A 17,018-nucleotide genomic window follows, 5' to 3' on the forward strand; every position below is an offset into this window, starting at 1 on the left:
TCTAGATGAAGCGAAACTTTAATCAATATTTTCTATCCATATTGATTACGGCTCTCACAAATAGCTGGATAAAAAAAGATAAGGGAAATCCCTTATCTTTTTTTATTGCTATATTTTCTTTTCACTTTGTCACGTTCTGTTGCAAGTTTACGTTTATAGTTTGGTTTTACTTTTTTCGGTTTTTTAACAACTTTCGTTGCCATAACATCAAGTTCATCATTTGGTTTTTTACGGCTCTTACGACGACGACGTTCACCTAAATCTGCCCACTCATCTCCACGTAAATCTACATGTTTAAACTCGATATGACGTTGTTTTTCTAAACTATCTAACGCTTCTTCGTTTGCTGGATCATAAATCGTCACTGCAATACCTGAATAGCCTGCACGTGCTGTTCTTCCCACTCGGTGAACGAAGAAATCTAAATCTGATGGAAGTTCGTAGTTAATAACATGACTAATTCCTTCAATATCAATACCACGAGCTGCTAAATCAGTTGCAACAATATATTGGAATTCAAGGTCACGAATTTGTTTCATCATTTTTTTACGATCACGAGGTGATAAATCTCCGTGAATTCGTCCAACTTTTAAGCCGCGTTCCGTTAATCCGTCAGCAACTTGATCTGCCATTTTCTTCGTATTCGTGAAAACAACTGCTAAATACGGCTTAAATTGTAGCAACATTCTTTTCACTAAATCAATTTTGTTACGATGTTTAGAAGGCACTAAATAATGCTCGATATTTCCAGCCGCAACTTGTTTTGGATTGATATGAATATGCTCTGGATTCTCCATGTATTTCTTCAGAAACGGTTTTAGTTTTTGAGGAATTGTTGCAGAGAAAACTAACATTTGCAAGTTTTTAGGCATGCGTGCTGCAATCTTATCTACATCATGAATGAATCCCATATCAAGCATTAAGTCTGCTTCATCGACAATAATTGTATTTGCTTTATGAACAAACAGTGCTTGTTCTTCTACTAAGTCTTTAATACGTCCTGGTGTTCCAACTACAATATGAGGTTGTTTTTTCAACTTTTCAATTGATCGTTGTTTATCAGTTCCACCAATTAAACAACGTGCTGTAATCATTTGATCTTCCGCACAGAACTTTGTTAATTTCACGATTTCTTCGTAAATTTGTTGTGCTAACTCACGAGTAGGCGCTGTAATAACAAGTTGTACTTCTTCACGACCTGGGTTAATTCTGTTCAATGTAGGAAGTAAGTATGCATGTGTTTTCCCAGAACCTGTTTGGGATTGTCCAATTACACTTACACCTTTTTTCACGACCGGGAAAATTTTCTGTTGAATTCCTGTCGGCTCTGTAAAGCGTAGTTCACGAACTGCATCTATTAAAAATGGTTTAAAATCATACTGTGTAAAAGTTTGTTGTGTCATAAGTTACACCTTCTTTCTAAATTTCTACTGCGCGCACAAATCAGTCAAGTCTACATTATATCGAAATCTACAAGTAAAATCCATCTTTAGTTTAGGTTTTTACTTCAAAAACTAACCTTCTTCCCTCTTATTGCATATTGTATGTGTATATACCTAACTGAAGAAAGGAGGATTTCTCACATGTTTCCAAAATCCCCCATGAGGCAAATGTATCCGAATCCAGGGCAGCAACCTTATACACCATATCCAATTCCACAACTACCACCGATGGCACAAAAAAAGAAAGGATTTCTTGCTAAACTCTTTAAAAAACACGATCCAACCGAAGCTTTCATGCAAATGGTTCCGCCTTATCGACAAATGGAAGGACCGCCAATGATGCACCAGCAACCGCCACCTCAATATCGACAGCAATATCAGCAACAATATCAACAGCAATATCAACAGCAATATCAACAGCAATATCAACCATACATGCAGCAGCATCCCGAGCAAATGATCCCTCCTCAAATGTATGAATCAAACGACACGCGCGGCGGTGCAGCAACTACAGACACATCAAGTAGCGGCATCGGTAGTTTTTTTTCGAATTTAATTTCGAATCCAACTAATATGATAAATAATATCGAAAAAGTATCACAAGTCGTTCAATCTGTAAGCCCTGTCGTCGAACAGTACGGTCCCATTATGCGTAACCTACCAAGCATTGTTAAAATTCTAACCTCTGGAAAAAGTACGGAAGAAAATCCAACCGAAGATCAAACTGAAGACGTAACAGAAAAGGTTGAGGTAGCAACTCCACATCCTCCATCCAAAAAAAGAAAAAGAAAAAAAATGGTGATTGAGCCAGTCATAGAAAAAGAAGTACGAGAGGAGCCTGTTCAAAAAATAGCAACAAAACCAAAACTATATGTGTAACAATCCTTTGTTTTCTATCCACTCCTCCTTTATAATGTAAAAGACTATGCACAAAAGTATCCCTTGTTTAGAAGGAGAGGATTACTCGTATGAAAATTGTTAAAATTTCCCCTCGTGGTTATTGCTACGGTGTTGTGGACGCGATGGTTATTGCACGTAACGCCGCATTAGATACATCATTACCAAGACCTATTTATATTTTAGGTATGATTGTTCACAACAAACATGTAACAGATGCGTTCGAAGAAGATGGCATCATCACACTAGATGGTCCAAGTCGATTAGACATTTTAGATAAAATCGATTCTGGTACTGTTATTTTCACTGCACACGGTGTTTCTCCAGAAGTTAAACAACGTGCAAAAGAAAAAGGTTTAACAACAATCGATGCCACTTGCCCAGATGTTACAAAAACACATGACCTTATTGAAGCAAAGAAAGCTGAAGGTTACCATGTCATTTATATTGGCAAAAAAAATCATCCAGAACCAGAAGGCGCAGTTGGTATCGCACCTGACATCGTTCATCTTATCGAAAGAGCCGATGATTTAAAAACATTAGAAATTCCAACGGATAAAATTTTAGTTACAAATCAAACAACGATGAGTCAATGGGATGTTCAACATTTAATGGAGGACATTCAGAAGAAATTCCCAACAGCAGAGTTCCATAAGGAAATTTGTTTAGCAACTCAAGTTCGCCAAGAAGCGGTTGCCAAACAAGCTGATGTTGCAGACTTAACAATTGTTGTTGGTGACCCGAAAAGTAATAACTCAAACCGTTTAGCACAAGTATCGCAAGAAATCGCTGGTACGAAAGCATACCGCGTTGCGGACGTAAGTGAAATCAAATTAGAATGGCTACAAGGTGTCGAGAACGTAGCTGTTACAGCAGGCGCTTCTACTCCAACACCAATTACAAAAGAGGTTATCGCTTTCTTAGAGCAATATGACCCAATGAATCCTGCTACATGGGAAAGAGTTCGAAAAGTACCGTTACAAAAAATATTACCTCGTGTAAAAGTGAAAAAAGAACAATAATAAAAACCGTTGCCTATATGAGCAACGGTTTTTTATTTTTCTTATACAAATGTAAATGGATCTGTATGTAACTGCGAAGCATGAATATGTACATTCAGTTTCTTTGCATCTGCTTTTTCTTGTAATTGCTTTTGTACACCTTGCTTCATTACCTTTTCAACGTTATGTCCTGGGTCGACGATATTTAAACCGAGCATCATCGCATCATGGGCAACATGATAATACATGTCACCTGTTACATATACATCCGCACCTTTAAATTTAGCTTGATTGATGTATTTGTTACCATCGCCACCAAGTACAGCTACTTTGCGCACTTTATCATCTAATTTCCCAACAACTCGCGCACCCTTTACATCTAACGATTGCTTTACATGTTCCGCAAACTGTCCAAGTGTCATTTCTTCTTGTAAATACCCTATTTTTCCAAGCCCTAACGTTTCACCTTTGTTATCAAGTGGATACACATCATAGGCTACTTCTTCATATGGATGTGCTGTTACCATTGCTTTAATCACTTTTCGTTGTAATGAAGCTGGAATAATCGTTTCGATCCGCACTTCTTCTACGCGCTCTAACTGTCCAGTTTCCCCGATATAAGGATTTGTCCCCTCTTGAGGTACAAACGTACCTGTACCCTCGCTATTAAACGTACAGTGACTATAATTGCCGATATGACCAGCACCTGCGTCTCCTAATGCTTTTCGTACTTCTTCTGCATGAGTTTCAGGCACAAACACAACAATTTTTTTCATTTCTTCTGCATATGTCGGTGCCAAAACTTCTGTATTTTGCAATCCTAACGCCTCAGCAAGTAAATCATTTACCCCGCCCTTAGCAACATCCACATTTGTATGTGCGGCATAGATTGCAATATCATTTTTAATACACTTTTCAATAATTTTCCCATATGCCTTATCTGTATGAATCGCTTTTAGCGGGTTAAAAATTAAAGGATGATGCGCAATAATGACATTCGCTCCTAATTGAATTGCTTCATCCACAACTTCTTCCGTTACATCTAACGCAATTAATACGTGCTGCACGGGTTTATTAAGCGCTCCAATCTGCAAGCCAATCTTATCTCCTTCCATCGCCAAATGCTTCGGATACATACTTTCAAATAACGAAATAATTTCATGGCCATTTGGAATTTTACTCATGATAAAACCTCCCCTATCATTTTCATTTTCGCTTCTACTTCCGCACGCTTCGCTTTTGTTTCTTCAGAATCAGCCGCACGTTCTAACTGCTTTAAAATATTTTGGAAGTTTTTTAATTCTCCTTCCCACTTTTCAACGAAAGCTTCACTTTTTTCTTTCATTAAAAATGGTCCCATAAATAATTCAGCCTGTTTATTTTCAGAGTAAGGAACCGTGATATTTCCTCGCTCCCCTACTAAAATCTCGTAAATTTTCCCATCTTCTTTTACGATTTTTTCATGGATAAGCTCCCATCCATTCGCAATAAACCATTCACGAATGTGATGCGCTGCAATATTCGGCTGTAAGATTAAACGTGTTACACCTTCTAATTTTTCTTTACCACTTTCTAAAATATCACGAATTAACGCTCCGCCCATTCCGGCAACCGTAATTACATCTACTTCTCCTGGCGCGATAACAGCTAATCCATTCCCTTTACGCACATCTACTTTATCTTGTAAGCCACTTTCAGCTACAGTTGCCTGCGCAGAGCGAAATGGTCCATCTACAACCTCTCCAGCAACTGCTTTAGTAGCAATATTATTTATAATTGTATAACACGGTAAATACGCATGATCCGATCCAATATCGGCAACTGTAGATCCTACTGGTATTTCACGCACAACTTCTTCTAATCGTTTTGAAAGCTTTACTTCATTCATGTATTTCCATTACTCCTTCTCTTGTCAGTCTGTCTCCATGATAATGAATTTATAGTAGTTGTTGCAAGCCTATAACAACAATTCACTTCTCTATCATTCATCGTATTTTAGAAAATATAGAAAAACAAGCCTTTTGCTTAAGCAAAAGGCTTGTCATACGGAACTTTATTTTTTCTTCGATAACCAATCAGCTACTTTAGCGGCTTGATCAGCTGGAACTATATTCGGTGGCATATTTCCTTTTCCTTTCGAAAGAATTTCTTTAATTTCATCCTTTGAAAGTTTCCCACCAATTTTTTGTAAATTAGGTCCTACCGCCCCTTGTAACTGATCACCGTGGCAGCTCGTACAGCTTTGCTTCACAATATCCTCTGGCTTGGATGCTGTTTGTGCTGGCTTCCCGCCATTTTTTGCATCAGCTAACTCTTTAGATTTATTTAGCCCCTGAAATGAAAATACAAACATAACGATAATACCCAATGCTGCAATAAGAGCGAACGGAATCAGCGGATTACGTTTCATATCTCTTCTCCCCCCTCTATACCCCTAAATAGTTAGATGATTCAGTCATTTCCATTGTACTTGAAAACGCTCTATCAGAAAAGAGTAAACTACTAATCGTTAAAAATATTCCATAAATTCAGTTTATTGTTTTTTATTGTTATATCGCTTATTATTTCGATAATTATTAACGTTTCTCATCATATTTTTCACTTTTCTACATATATTTTTGTATAGAATAAACAAAATTAATCGAAAAATCGAAAAATGAGCATTTGCAAATCAAAAGACAATTCTGTAAAATAAATTACAAGAAATTGTAATCGTTGCTGACAGCTAAAGTTTAACAAAAATTAACAAAATAAAAAAGTTTACTTCACAAAAGTGAAGTAAACTTAAAGGTAGCCTATTCTAAGAAATCCTTAAGACGCTTACTACGGCTTGGATGTCTCAATTTACGAAGTGCTTTTGCTTCAATTTGACGGATACGTTCTCTCGTTACGCCGAATACTTTCCCAACTTCTTCAAGCGTACGAGTTCGTCCATCATCTAAACCAAAACGAAGACGTAGAACATTTTCTTCACGATCTGTTAGTGTATCTAACACATCTTCTAATTGTTCTTTTAGCAATTCATACGCTGCATGGTCCGCAGGCGATGTTGCTTCTTGGTCTTCAATGAAATCACCTAAATGGGAGTCATCTTCTTCACCAATCGGTGTTTCAAGAGAAACTGGCTCCTGTGCAATTTTCAAGATTTCACGTACTTTTTCTGGAGCAAGATCCATTTCTTCACCAATCTCTTCAGGAGATGGTTCACGTCCTAAATCTTGTAATAATTGACGTTGTACACGAATTAACTTATTAATCGTTTCAACCATATGAACTGGGATACGAATTGTTCTTGCTTGGTCTGCAATCGCACGTGTAATTGCTTGGCGAATCCACCAAGTTGCATACGTACTAAATTTGAAACCTTTACGATAATCGAACTTTTCAACCGCTTTAATTAGACCCATATTCCCTTCTTGGATTAAGTCTAAGAAAAGCATACCACGGCCCACGTAGCGCTTTGCAATACTTACTACAAGACGTAAGTTTGCTTCTGCAAGACGACGTTTCGCTTCTTCATCGCCTTCTTCAATACGCGTTGCAAGTCGAATTTCTTCTTCTGCAGATAGTAAATCTACACGACCAATTTCTTTTAAATACATACGAACAGGATCGTTGATTTTAACCCCTGGTGGTACACTTAAATCATTGAGGTCGAATTCTTCTTCCGATTTTGCTATTTGGCGATTATTAGGGCCTTCGTCGTTGTCATTGTCGCCAACTAAGTCAATCCCTTGTTCACCTAAATATTCATAGTATTCATCCATTTGATCGGATTCAATTTCAAATCCATTCATGCGTTCTGCAATCTCTTCATATGTAAGAACGCCACGTTTTTTTCCGAGCTCAGTGAGTTGTTCTTTCACTTGCTCAAGGGTCATTTCAGTTTCAATTTGTTTAGAACGAGCTGGTTTGTCAGCCATCTGTTCCCCTCCTTACGCGAGATACAAACATTCATTATACTAAAAATTTATCAAAAAAGCTATTTTCTCGCTTTTTGATTTTGTAAATATGCTACATAATATTTAGCAGCCTCTACAGGATCTGTTTTTTCCATTTGTTTTATCTTGAAGATGATTTCCATCTTTTCAAGTTTTTCTTGATGACGTCTAAGCGTCTCCAAATGGCCTTGTAACACTTCTTCTGTGTATTCTGGATTAATAAATTCATCCGTCGAAATATCAGTAATAATATTTTTCAACTTTTCATCAGAGAGCCAACTTAAAAATGTTCCGACTGAAGGTTCATTTCCCTTTTCATAATATGCGTATAGTTCATATAAAATCCCTTTATGTTCTTCTGTATGAAAATCTTCTATGTGGGATTCCATACGAACGGCCACTTCTGGACTTTGCAACATATGGTAAATAATTTCTCTTTCTGCCCTTTCAAAACCTGTTAACTTCGGTTTTGTTTGAACAATTTGAGACGGCTTAGAAACCTGCTTTACTTGTTTTTGCTGTACCTTTTGTTCTTTGCGATATTGGTGCAATTGATTCAAAAGTGTTTCCATTGAATACGAAAATTCTTGCGATAATGACTTCAAATATGATTCTGCCTGCATCGCATCCTGTAACAACGATAACTCTTTTAAAACACTTTTCACATACTCTTCTTTGCCCGACTCATCTTGCAAATTTTTCCCTAAACGCAAATAATTTATTTTAAAACCAACAAAACTTATACTTGATTTCACAAGATTTTCAAAAGCAGTTGTCCCATATTGTTGCACATATTCATCAGGATCAAGCTTATCTGGCAAGGATGTAACTTTCACTTGGCAACCAACTTGCAACAATAATTGCCCTGCTTTCATCGTCGCTTCTCGCCCTGCTTTATCACCATCATAGCAAAGAACAACAGTTTCAACGTTACGTCGCAGAAGTTTTGCTTGTTCTTCAGTTAAAGCTGTTCCCATTGTCGCAACAGCTTCTTCCACACCACTTTTTACCGCAGCTAGTACGTCAGCATACCCTTCAAAAAGGACCACTTGCCCACGTTTTCTAATAAACGGCCTCGCTTGGTGGAAGTTATACAACAATTTACTTTTGTGAAAAATTGGTGTTTCTGGGCTATTTAAATATTTCGGAGTGTCATCTCCTAATGCCCTTCCACTAAACGCTATCACTTTACCTTGTAACGTATAGATTGGAAACATAACTCTTCCACGGAAGCGATCATAATGACTACCATCCTTCTCGCTTCTTATGAGAAGACCAGCTTGTTCCATACTTGATAGCGATAAACCTCTTTTTTGTAAGATTTTCGTTGCTGCATCCCAAGCAGGTGACGCATAACCAATTTCAAACTTCTCAATCATCTCTTTTGTAATACCACGTTTTAACAAATACGAAAGTGCTTCATTTCCTTCTTCTGTATTTACTAATAAATGATGATAATACTTTTTCAAAAGTTCATGAGCCTGTTGCATGATGACAGTGTCATCAGATATGTCTTCTTGTTGTCCTTGCCCTGATGTATACTCTGCAACCGCAATTCCATTTCTTTCACCTAGCTTTTGAACAGCTTCGGTAAAAGCCAGTCCTTCCATTTTCATTAGAAAGGAAAATACATTTCCACCTTCTCCACATCCGAAGCAATGAAAAATTTGCTTGTCAGATGAAACAGAGAATGAAGGAGAATTCTCACCATGAAACGGACAAAGGCCGAAATAGTTACGTCCCTGTTTTCTAAGTTGAACGTATTCACCAATCACTTCGACAATATCGGATGATGTCCGAATTTGTTCAACAACTTCTTCAGGAATTCTGTTCCCCATAACTCCATCTCCGTGTCGTATTTTGTATTCGATATAAATTAAAAAATTCCTTTATAATTCGACAATATTTTTTCTAAACTTATTAGAAAATGTTGTCGATCACGTTATCAAGCGATTTTGCAGACCCTTTTCTGCGTAACTTCGCAGATACGTACCTACTATATAAAATTGTATCCATTTGCTCATCTATTACAAATGTACCTCATGGAGACAATACATATGCACTTTTTCATAAGAAGACTAGCAAGCATCATATCCTATGTGATCACGAGATCTGTTTTTTGCATGTTGATACATATAAAGAAATCAACTTTTGCTTATTCAGCATCTACATAGATCCAAATTCCCTCGCTGCTTCCTTAAACGATGAGCATACGATGTGACAAACAAAATTTTGACATGAAATTTCGTTCCAGCTCGCACAATTGTCAGCCTTCACAGTATATGCATCTGCATCAACTCATACCATATTGATGTTTTGCATATTTCTGTATTCTACATCCCTTCTGCGAATCCTTCCATAATGTGCGTTTTCTTGTATAGATTTTGTCGATTTAACGTAATTACATGTCATTTCTTAAATCCTATCCCTAGTTTATTCTGAAAAATTAAAGTCTAAACGTAAAATATAGGTTTTTATCACAATTTTTTATTATAATATATTTTCTTCAACTACGCTACATATCCCTTTATTTTTTCATCTTCTATTTCAGGATAGCGAAACCCTACCTTTAGCATAATAAAAAGACCGAAAAATATAAGCATAACCACTTCGCTATCATCTATTACGAAATCAGCAGGCACTGTGTTTCTCACGAGCGAAAAAAGCACATTCACCTTTGGTAAATGTGCTAAAACATTTTTTGGTTTTGCACTGCATTCACAATAATGTTAGCTGTTTCTTCAATCGCTTTGTTCGATACATCAATTACTTGACAATTTATTTTACTAACTACATTCTCAAAGTGATCAATCTCTTCTTTAATACGATTAATATTGGCATATGTTGCTCCATCACTTAGTCCAAGTGATTTCAATCGCTCTTTTCGAATATGATTTAACTTCTCTGGCGTAATTTTCAAACCAAAGCATTTTTCTTTAGCCACTTGATATAATTCTTCAGGCGGATCTACTTCTGGTACTAGTGGTACGTTGGCAACTTTCAAACGTTTGTTATGAGCTAAATATTGAGAAAGTGGTGTTTTTGATGTGCGCGAAATCCCAATTAACACGATATCTGCTTTTAAAATACCCCGTGCATCTCTACCATCATCATACTTCACAGCAAACTCAATCGCTTCAATCTTTTTAAAGTATTCTTCATCTAACCTACGAACAACACCAGGCTCATATCTAGGCACTTGCCCGGTAATTTCTTCAATTTGATCGATTAGAGGACCAATAATATCATATGCCTCTACACCTTCTTTTGCAGCCTCTGTCACTAAATATTGGCGCATGTCAGGCTTTACTAACGTAAAACAAATAAGTGCTTGATTGCTCTTAGCAATCGAAATCACTTCTTTTAATGTCCCTGTATCTTCTACATACGGCACACGTCTAATATCAGGAGCAAATGGGAATTGCCCCATTGCTGCTCGAACAACCAAATCAGCCGTTTCTCCTACAGAGTCAGATACGACATATACGATTTTATTATCCATTACATTACCTCACTTTAAACAAATTACACTTATTCGTTATTTACTAAGTTTACAAACGCACGTGTAATATTTGTTTTTGTAATTCGTCCAACCACTTCTAAACCTTGTTTCGTATCTTTTACAACTGGCATCGCATCAATCTGTCTTTCTATTAATTCCATCGCAATATCATATAAAGAATCTTCTCTACGACACATCGCAATGTTTGGCATCCTTGTCATGATAATATTAACCGGAAGTGAGGTTAAATCCTGCTTCCCTAAGCTAGCTCGTAATAAATCTTTACGAGATACAACGCCTACTAATAGAGTCGATTGATCTACAACGAATAATGTACCTACATCCTCTAAAAACATAGTACAAATCGCATCGTATACCGATACATTTTTATCAATTACAACCGGTCTAGATTGATAATCTTGTACTTTAATTTTCTTAACAGCTTCAGATAATAACTGCCCCCCAGTTTTACCCGTATAAAAATAACCTACGCGTGGACGTGCTTCTAAATAACCAGCCATCGTTAAAATTGCTAAGTCTGGTCTTAGCGTTGCACGTGTTAATCCCAATTGCGCAGCAATTGACTCCCCTGTAATAGGACCGTGATCTTTTACAATCTGAATGATATGTTCTTGCCGTTTATTCAGCTCTATGATAATCACCACCTTTAATGCACAACGAAAAAAGTTATACTATCTCTTAAATATTATATACTAAATATGCTATTCGAAAAAGAAAGGATGTAAAAAGGACCGTATACGGCCCCAAATTATATTTGAAACTTATCAAGTTGTTCTAAGAAACGTCTTGATTTCAAATAAATCCCGCAATATTCATCATAATATGTATTCAATACTAAACGCATTTGTTTTTTTGTGCTATCCTTCACTGATACATTGCCAAGTCTATGTAAATCGAAGTGGTAGAAAAGACGTAATAATTTATGAACGGCTTCCCCCACTGGTATACGATACTGATCTTGCTCAGCATGACGTGAGCACAGAAAACCGCCCTCCCTAACAGAGAAGGCGACAAAATCTGTTTCTTGATGACAAATCGCACATGTATCAAAGTACGGGCGCATCCCTAATACCGGAAGCATTTTCGTTTGATAAATTAATGATAATACTTCTGGATCAACACCCTCACACATATAATGCAACGTTTGATATAACATTTCAAATAAATATGGATTATGTTTTTTATCTTCTGTTGCTTTATCAGTTAACTCAACAATAAATGATGCATAAGCAGTTAAAAATATATCCTCGCGAATTTCTTTCATAGTTGAAATAATCTCGCCTTGTTGCAAAGTTCCAAGTCCAGATCCCATTTGAATAAGAAAATGACCATGTGTCATAAGTTGCGAAACAGATGCTAACCGGCTTTTCGGTTTTTTCGCTCCTCTTGCCATTGCACTTACCTTACCCAATTCTCTTGAGAATATTGTAACAATCTTGTTCGTTTCTCCGTAATCTGTCGTACGGATAACGATGCCCTCAACTTTTTGAAACATGTTCGTCACCATCCAAGGTTTGAACAAAACGGGTCAAGAAATTGGAGAGTCTAGATGCGCTAGCTCCTCTTCATGTTGATCCATCTCATCGTTTACGTCTTTTTCCATTTCTTTCAAAAGCAAATACGTCTCAATGCTTCCTGTTTTGGAGAAAAACTTCCAGGTAAAATCTAGCATAAGAATCCACCTTTCTCAATAAGCGTAGCCTATAAACCAATTTCCTTTGTTGTTATTAAATTGACCCATTTTGTCCATTTTCATGTGAGAAAAATTTTTCCTAATTTATCAAAACTCGTAAAAACCAATAATCAGCGGATGAACAAAACATCCGCTGATTACAGCTTTACTCTATTTTAATACTCGTCTTCGCGGAAACCAAGGTCACGAAGCTGAGACATTTTATTACGCCAATCTTTTTGCACTTTTACCCATACTTCTAAAAATACTTTAGAACCAAGTAATGCTTCAATATCAAAACGAGCTCGCTTACCGACTTCTTTTAACATCTTCCCTTGTTTTCCGATAATAATCCCTTTTTGCGACGGACGTTCCACAACAATCGTTGCATTAATATAAACTGCCCCGCCCTCACGTTTTTGAATTGCATCGATAACAACAGCTACAGAATGCGGCACTTCTTCACGTGTTAAATGTAGTACTTTCTCACGAATAAGCTCTGCAATAATAAATCTCTCCGGATGATCCGTTACTTGATTATCTGGGTAGTATTGTGGTCCTTCCGGTAAATACTTTTTAATTGTACCAATTAGGGCCTCTACGTTATTACCGTCTAATGCAGAAATTGGTACGATTTCTGCAAAGTCATGTAATTTGCGATATTGATCAATTAGCTCTAATAATTGTTCTGGGTGAACTTGGTCAATTTTATTAATAACTAAAAATACTGGTTGTTTCGTTTCTTTTAACTTCTCGATGATGAATTCTTCACCACGACCAAAGCCTTCAACAGCATTCACCATAAATAGAACGATATCAACTTCTTTTAATGTCGTTTGCGCCATCTTCACCATGAAGTCGCCTAGTTTATGTTTCGGTTTATGTATTCCTGGTGTATCAATAAAAATTACTTGTGAATCATTTTCTGTATATACACCTTGAATTTTATTACGAGTTGTTTGTGGCTTGTCACTCATAATAGCAATTTTTTGACCAATAATACGATTTAAAAATGTAGATTTTCCAACATTCGGTCTGCCAATAATAGAGACAAAACCTGATTTATAACCTTTTCTATTCATGTAAATCCTCCGCTAAAAATGCTCCTGGTAACAATTCCCCGACTGTTGTCTCTTGAACGTCACCATGTAAATTTGATAGGTATACTTTCGTATCCTGTTTACATAATTCTACCATAACTTGTCGACATGCTCCACAAGGAGGTACTGGACGCTTCGTATCCGCCACAATTGCGATAGCTACAAACTCTTTATCTCCTTCAGAAACCGCCTTAAATAAAGCTGTTCTTTCTGCACAGTTACATAAGCCATATGAAGCATTCTCAACATTACATCCACGATATACTTTTCCATCCTGCGTTAATAATGCTGCACCTACTTGAAATTTAGAATATGGTACGTACGCTTGTTTACGCGCTTCGATTGCTTCTTGAATTAATTGTTGACCATTCATATTCCCGCATCCTTCCTGTTCACAGCTGTGAATAGATACACTCTCTTATTAAAGGCCTTTACGGCACCTTCAAAGCTTAAGAAAAGCTTTGGAATGCAACTATACCACATACGGTAAAAAGATAATAGCACCAATTATAACGGCTATTATCGCGAACAATAAAACCGCTCCCGCCGCGACATCCTTTGCGACTTTCGCAAAAGGATGTATATCGGTAGTCGCTAAATCTACTGTTTTTTCCACAGCCGTATTTACCATCTCTAAACTCATTACAATTCCTATTACAATAAGTAATACCATCCATTCTACTTTTGTAATATGGAAATAAAAGCCGCAGCATATAACAACAACTGCGGCTAAATAATGAATTTTCATATTTCGTTCATGACGAAGACAAAAGAATATACCGACTATAGCATACCCAAAACTATCTATAAGTTTTCCTTTTTTCATCGTCCTAATCCAAATGCTTCTAAAATTTCTTTTTGTCTTCCGAACATTTCTTTTTCATCCTCTTCTGTCATGTGGTCATAACCAAGTAAATGTAAAAAGCCATGTAACGCTAAAAAGCCAAGTTCACGATCAAAAGAATGTCCATACTCTTCAGCTTGTTCTTTCGCTCTCGGAATAGAAATAATAAGATCACCTAACATACGCGGCATCTCTACACCTACAATTTCCATTTCTCCTTCTCCCATTTCTTCCATAGCAAAAGAAATGACATCAGTAGGCTGATCCTTATCTCGGTAATCACGATTAATCTCGCGAATGCGTTCGTTATCTACAAATGTTACTGATAACTCTGCACCATCCTCTATTTTTTCCATTTGAGCTGCTTTTCCTAATATCTCACGAATTAAATTCACATACTCTTCTTTCACTTCTTCTGTTTCATCAATGAAATCAATTAATAAACTCATTCTTTCTCCTTATCTTCCGGTGGTTCCGGATATGTAATACGCGAATGGAAAATACCATTTAACGTTTCACATAACGTTTTTCCAACGATTTGTAGTTCCTTAAATGTCAAATCACATTCACTAAATTGCCCATCTTGCAGGCGATCTTTAATAATACTTTGTACTAAATTATTAATTTGATCTGGCGTTGGGTGATTCATAGAACGTACCGCTGCCTCAACACTATCCGCAATACCAACGATTGCCGATTCTTTAGAAGTTGCTTTTGATCCCGGATAACGGAACATCTCTTCTGTATATTTTTCTTTATCTTCTTTAATCGCCTTATAATAAAAATATTTCAGGAGCGTTGTACCATGGTGTTGTCCAGCAATATCGATAATTTCTTGCGGAATATGGTATTCTTCAAGCATCTTTACTCCATCGGTTACATGAGCAATGATAATATCTTTACTCGTCACAGGATCTAATTTATCATGCGGATTTTCAATTCCCATCTGGTTTTCAATAAAGAATTGTGGTTGTACTGTTTTTCCTACATCATGATAGTAAGCCCCTACACGCGCTAATACACCATTTGCTCCAACTGCTTCACAAGCCGCCTCAGAAAGATTTGCTACCATTACACTATGGTGATATGTCCCTGGCGCTTCTAATAAAATTCTACGCAACAGCGGATGATTCGGACTTGATAATTCCATAAGCTTCATACTTGATACAATTCCAAGTCCACTTTCTAAATATGGTAATATCCCCATAGCCAAAACGGATGAGATAATTCCTGAAAGGGAAGCCATTAATAATTGGGTACCAATTTCAAGAGGCGAAAAATTCCCATTACGTAATAATAATAACGCCGCCAAGACGACTACATTTAAGATTGAAACGAGTATACCAGCTTGTAAAATCATCGTACGACGATTTTTTTCTCTTAAGAAAATGCTCACTGATAATGAACTTAATAACACATAAATGCCTACACTATAATTTAGTGTACTTGTTACTCCTTCATTAAACATAATACTTCCGCACACAGAAAAAATCATACTTGTTAAAAATACAAATCGATCGCCAATCATTAGTTTTACAAGTATCGTTCCCATCGCAACTGGGACAACATACGCAATTCCTGCATATTCAAGCTTTTGAAACAAACTAATAATTTTCATTAAAACAATCGTGATAGACAAAATTGTAATATACGCTAAAATGTACGGTTTGTCTTCTCTTTTCCGCTGTAAAAATACTTCAAACTGTTTATGCATAAAGTATAGTAACACACCAATGAGCACCGCTAATCCAACATAAGGCTGAAAACTATTACCTTTTTCTAATAAACCGACTAATTTCAACTGATTATACATATCACTTGAAATTGTTTCACCTTCTCTAACAATAACTTGTCCTTGAAGAATATAAACAGGTGGAACTAAATCTTCTTCTGCTTTCTTCTTCTCTTTCGTTACAGCCGGGTCATAGAAATAATTTGCTGTAATCGCATATGATCCTAGCGCATTCACAGCTTCTTTCAATCCGCTATTCACATTCAGGCTTTTCATTTCATTAACAAATCGCTCTTTCGCTGCCATTTCTTCGGACATTTTAATATTTCCACCCATGATAACGCTAACAGACGTTAAAGCCGCATTCTTTGCTAATTCTAATTGATCCGGTTCTGCATTAATAAAGTATAATAAATTCTCATCCGATAATTCCTTCGTTAAATTAGATGGCAACTTCTTCTTCAACTTTTCTAATTTATTCGCATCGGTCATCTTTTTTTGCTCTTCAGGTCCAGCAGCTTTCATCTCCTGAATTACTTCATTCACCTTAGCAAAAACATCATTTACAATATCTACTCTATTTTGTTTATATTCACTTCTATATGTATATTGATCCCCGACTTTTTGAGCGGCCTCTTGTTTTTTTCTTTCCGTTATAACCTTATCTTCAATTTTAATAGGAGAATGAATTGTTTTTTTCGCAATAGAATACATATCAACATCTAATTGCTCTGGTTTCACATTATTCATAAGTGCGAAAAACAGCACTGCTCCTAATAAAACGTAAGAAATCCAACTTAGTTTTTTCGAATGTTGTAAATTACGAAACCACTTAGAAATTTCTTGAGATCTTAACATGATTTCAA

18 protein-coding genes are annotated in these 17,018 nt (G+C 36.5%); 2 read left to right on the top strand and 16 right to left on the bottom strand.

Annotated elements, in window-relative coordinates; translation table 11 throughout:
• Positions 1-92 precede the first annotated feature (92 nt).
• A complete protein-coding gene (locus BAQ46_RS09130) occupies positions 93-1,403 on the bottom strand; it encodes a DEAD/DEAH box helicase (RefSeq protein WP_000194027.1) in 1,311 nt (436 codons plus the stop codon).
• A 180-nt stretch (positions 1,404-1,583) separates the two neighbouring features.
• Here BAQ46_RS09130 and vrrA point away from each other — a divergent pair, with 180 nt between their 5' ends.
• The gene (gene vrrA, locus BAQ46_RS09135) at positions 1,584-2,321 is read left to right on the top strand and encodes a VrrA/YqfQ family protein (RefSeq protein ID WP_071741846.1); all 738 of its coding nucleotides are present in this window, start codon (positions 1,584-1,586) and stop codon (positions 2,319-2,321) included.
• Positions 2,322-2,410: 89 nt separating this feature from the next.
• Complete coding sequence (locus tag BAQ46_RS09140) at positions 2,411-3,361, top strand: 4-hydroxy-3-methylbut-2-enyl diphosphate reductase (protein WP_000706669.1); 951 nt, start codon at positions 2,411-2,413, stop codon at positions 3,359-3,361.
• 41 nt (positions 3,362-3,402) lie between these two features.
• Here BAQ46_RS09140 and BAQ46_RS09145 read toward each other — a convergent pair whose 3' ends face one another.
• The 15 genes from BAQ46_RS09145 to BAQ46_RS09220 form a co-directional block, all read right to left on the bottom strand.
• Positions 3,403-4,524 carry a Nif3-like dinuclear metal center hexameric protein gene (locus BAQ46_RS09145; RefSeq protein WP_000036211.1) on the bottom strand — a complete coding sequence of 374 codons (1,122 nt, stop codon included), beginning with the start codon at positions 4,522-4,524 and terminating at the stop codon, positions 3,403-3,405.
• Complete coding sequence (locus BAQ46_RS09150; RefSeq protein WP_001006536.1) at positions 4,521-5,228, bottom strand: tRNA (adenine(22)-N(1))-methyltransferase; 708 nt, start codon at positions 5,226-5,228, stop codon at positions 4,521-4,523. The genes BAQ46_RS09145 and BAQ46_RS09150 overlap by 4 nt, the downstream gene beginning before the upstream one ends.
• Positions 5,229-5,393: 165 nt before the next feature.
• A complete protein-coding gene (cccA, locus tag BAQ46_RS09155) occupies positions 5,394-5,750 on the bottom strand; it encodes a cytochrome c550 (protein ID WP_000828145.1) in 357 nt (118 codons plus the stop codon).
• Positions 5,751-6,135: 385 nt separating this feature from the next.
• Entirely contained in the window at positions 6,136-7,263 is a 1,128-nt protein-coding gene (rpoD, locus tag BAQ46_RS09160) for an RNA polymerase sigma factor RpoD (RefSeq protein WP_000764060.1), read from the bottom strand.
• A gap of 59 nt (positions 7,264-7,322) precedes the next feature.
• Positions 7,323-9,119 (bottom strand): DNA primase, encoded by a 1,797-nt coding sequence (gene dnaG, locus BAQ46_RS09165; RefSeq protein ID WP_000528216.1) that lies wholly within the window; start codon positions 9,117-9,119, stop codon positions 7,323-7,325.
• Positions 9,120-9,791: 672 nt separating this feature from the next.
• Positions 9,792-9,935, bottom strand: a complete 144-nt coding sequence (locus BAQ46_RS30415) for a hypothetical protein (RefSeq protein WP_154644226.1) — start codon at positions 9,933-9,935, stop codon at positions 9,792-9,794.
• Positions 9,936-9,970: 35 nt separating this feature from the next.
• A complete protein-coding gene (locus tag BAQ46_RS09180; RefSeq protein WP_000368943.1) occupies positions 9,971-10,783 on the bottom strand; it encodes a pyruvate, water dikinase regulatory protein in 813 nt (270 codons plus the stop codon).
• A gap of 29 nt (positions 10,784-10,812) precedes the next feature.
• Positions 10,813-11,445, bottom strand: coding sequence for a transcriptional regulator CcpN (gene ccpN / locus BAQ46_RS09185; RefSeq protein WP_000583759.1), 633 nt, complete (start codon positions 11,443-11,445; stop codon positions 10,813-10,815).
• A 107-nt stretch (positions 11,446-11,552) separates the two neighbouring features.
• Positions 11,553-12,299 carry a DNA repair protein RecO gene (recO, locus tag BAQ46_RS09190; protein WP_000487010.1) on the bottom strand — a complete coding sequence of 249 codons (747 nt, stop codon included), beginning with the start codon at positions 12,297-12,299 and terminating at the stop codon, positions 11,553-11,555.
• Between the two features lie 33 nt (positions 12,300-12,332).
• Complete coding sequence (locus tag BAQ46_RS09195) at positions 12,333-12,476, bottom strand: YqzL family protein (RefSeq protein ID WP_000883924.1); 144 nt, start codon at positions 12,474-12,476, stop codon at positions 12,333-12,335.
• A 176-nt stretch (positions 12,477-12,652) separates the two neighbouring features.
• Entirely contained in the window at positions 12,653-13,558 is a 906-nt protein-coding gene (gene era / locus BAQ46_RS09200; RefSeq protein ID WP_001080241.1) for a GTPase Era, read from the bottom strand.
• Positions 13,551-13,949, bottom strand: coding sequence for a cytidine deaminase (locus BAQ46_RS09205; RefSeq protein ID WP_001014347.1), 399 nt, complete (start codon positions 13,947-13,949; stop codon positions 13,551-13,553). The genes era and BAQ46_RS09205 overlap by 8 nt, the downstream gene beginning before the upstream one ends.
• A 99-nt stretch (positions 13,950-14,048) precedes the next feature.
• On the bottom strand, positions 14,049-14,402 hold the full coding sequence (locus tag BAQ46_RS09210) for a diacylglycerol kinase family protein (RefSeq protein WP_000715482.1): 354 nt from the start codon (positions 14,400-14,402) through the stop codon (positions 14,049-14,051).
• On the bottom strand, positions 14,399-14,869 hold the full coding sequence (gene ybeY, locus BAQ46_RS09215) for an rRNA maturation RNase YbeY (RefSeq protein ID WP_000054692.1): 471 nt from the start codon (positions 14,867-14,869) through the stop codon (positions 14,399-14,401). The genes BAQ46_RS09210 and ybeY overlap by 4 nt, the downstream gene beginning before the upstream one ends.
• Positions 14,866-17,010: an HD family phosphohydrolase gene (locus BAQ46_RS09220; RefSeq protein ID WP_000946450.1), complete on the bottom strand. Its 2,145-nt coding sequence runs from the start codon at positions 17,008-17,010 to the stop codon at positions 14,866-14,868. Before BAQ46_RS09220 ends, ybeY begins: the two co-directional genes overlap by 4 nt.
• Positions 17,011-17,018: the final 8 nt, after the last annotated feature.

It is taken from the genome of Bacillus paranthracis (assembly GCF_001883995.1).
Taxonomy (GTDB): Bacteria; Bacillota; Bacilli; order Bacillales; family Bacillaceae_G; genus Bacillus_A; species Bacillus_A paranthracis.

Excerpts from the sequence above, each read along its gene's own strand:
- cccA (WP_000828145.1), bottom strand. The coding sequence starts at position 5,750 with ATGAAACGTAATCCGCTGATTCCGTTCGCTCTTATTGCAGCATTGGGT.
- rpoD (WP_000764060.1), bottom strand. The coding sequence starts at position 7,263 with ATGGCTGACAAACCAGCTCGTTCTAAACAAATTGAAACTGAAATGACC.
- BAQ46_RS09145 (WP_000036211.1), bottom strand. The coding sequence starts at position 4,524 with ATGAGTAAAATTCCAAATGGCCATGAAATTATTTCGTTATTTGAAAGT.
- BAQ46_RS09140 (WP_000706669.1), top strand. The coding sequence starts at position 2,411 with ATGAAAATTGTTAAAATTTCCCCTCGTGGTTATTGCTACGGTGTTGTG.
- BAQ46_RS09195 (WP_000883924.1), bottom strand. The coding sequence starts at position 12,476 with ATGCTAGATTTTACCTGGAAGTTTTTCTCCAAAACAGGAAGCATTGAG.
- recO (WP_000487010.1), bottom strand. The coding sequence starts at position 12,299 with ATGTTTCAAAAAGTTGAGGGCATCGTTATCCGTACGACAGATTACGGA.
- dnaG (WP_000528216.1), bottom strand. The coding sequence starts at position 9,119 with ATGGGGAACAGAATTCCTGAAGAAGTTGTTGAACAAATTCGGACATCA.
- BAQ46_RS09205 (WP_001014347.1), bottom strand. The coding sequence starts at position 13,949 with ATGAATGGTCAACAATTAATTCAAGAAGCAATCGAAGCGCGTAAACAA.
- ybeY (WP_000054692.1), bottom strand. The coding sequence starts at position 14,869 with ATGAGTTTATTAATTGATTTCATTGATGAAACAGAAGAAGTGAAAGAA.
- BAQ46_RS09210 (WP_000715482.1), bottom strand. The coding sequence starts at position 14,402 with ATGAAAAAAGGAAAACTTATAGATAGTTTTGGGTATGCTATAGTCGGT.
- BAQ46_RS09150 (WP_001006536.1), bottom strand. The coding sequence starts at position 5,228 with ATGAATGAAGTAAAGCTTTCAAAACGATTAGAAGAAGTTGTGCGTGAA.
- BAQ46_RS09180 (WP_000368943.1), bottom strand. The coding sequence starts at position 10,783 with ATGGATAATAAAATCGTATATGTCGTATCTGACTCTGTAGGAGAAACG.
- BAQ46_RS09220 (WP_000946450.1), bottom strand. The coding sequence starts at position 17,010 with ATGTTAAGATCTCAAGAAATTTCTAAGTGGTTTCGTAATTTACAACAT.
- era (WP_001080241.1), bottom strand. The coding sequence starts at position 13,558 with ATGAATAGAAAAGGTTATAAATCAGGTTTTGTCTCTATTATTGGCAGA.
- vrrA (WP_071741846.1), top strand. The coding sequence starts at position 1,584 with ATGTTTCCAAAATCCCCCATGAGGCAAATGTATCCGAATCCAGGGCAG.
- BAQ46_RS09130 (WP_000194027.1), bottom strand. The coding sequence starts at position 1,403 with ATGACACAACAAACTTTTACACAGTATGATTTTAAACCATTTTTAATA.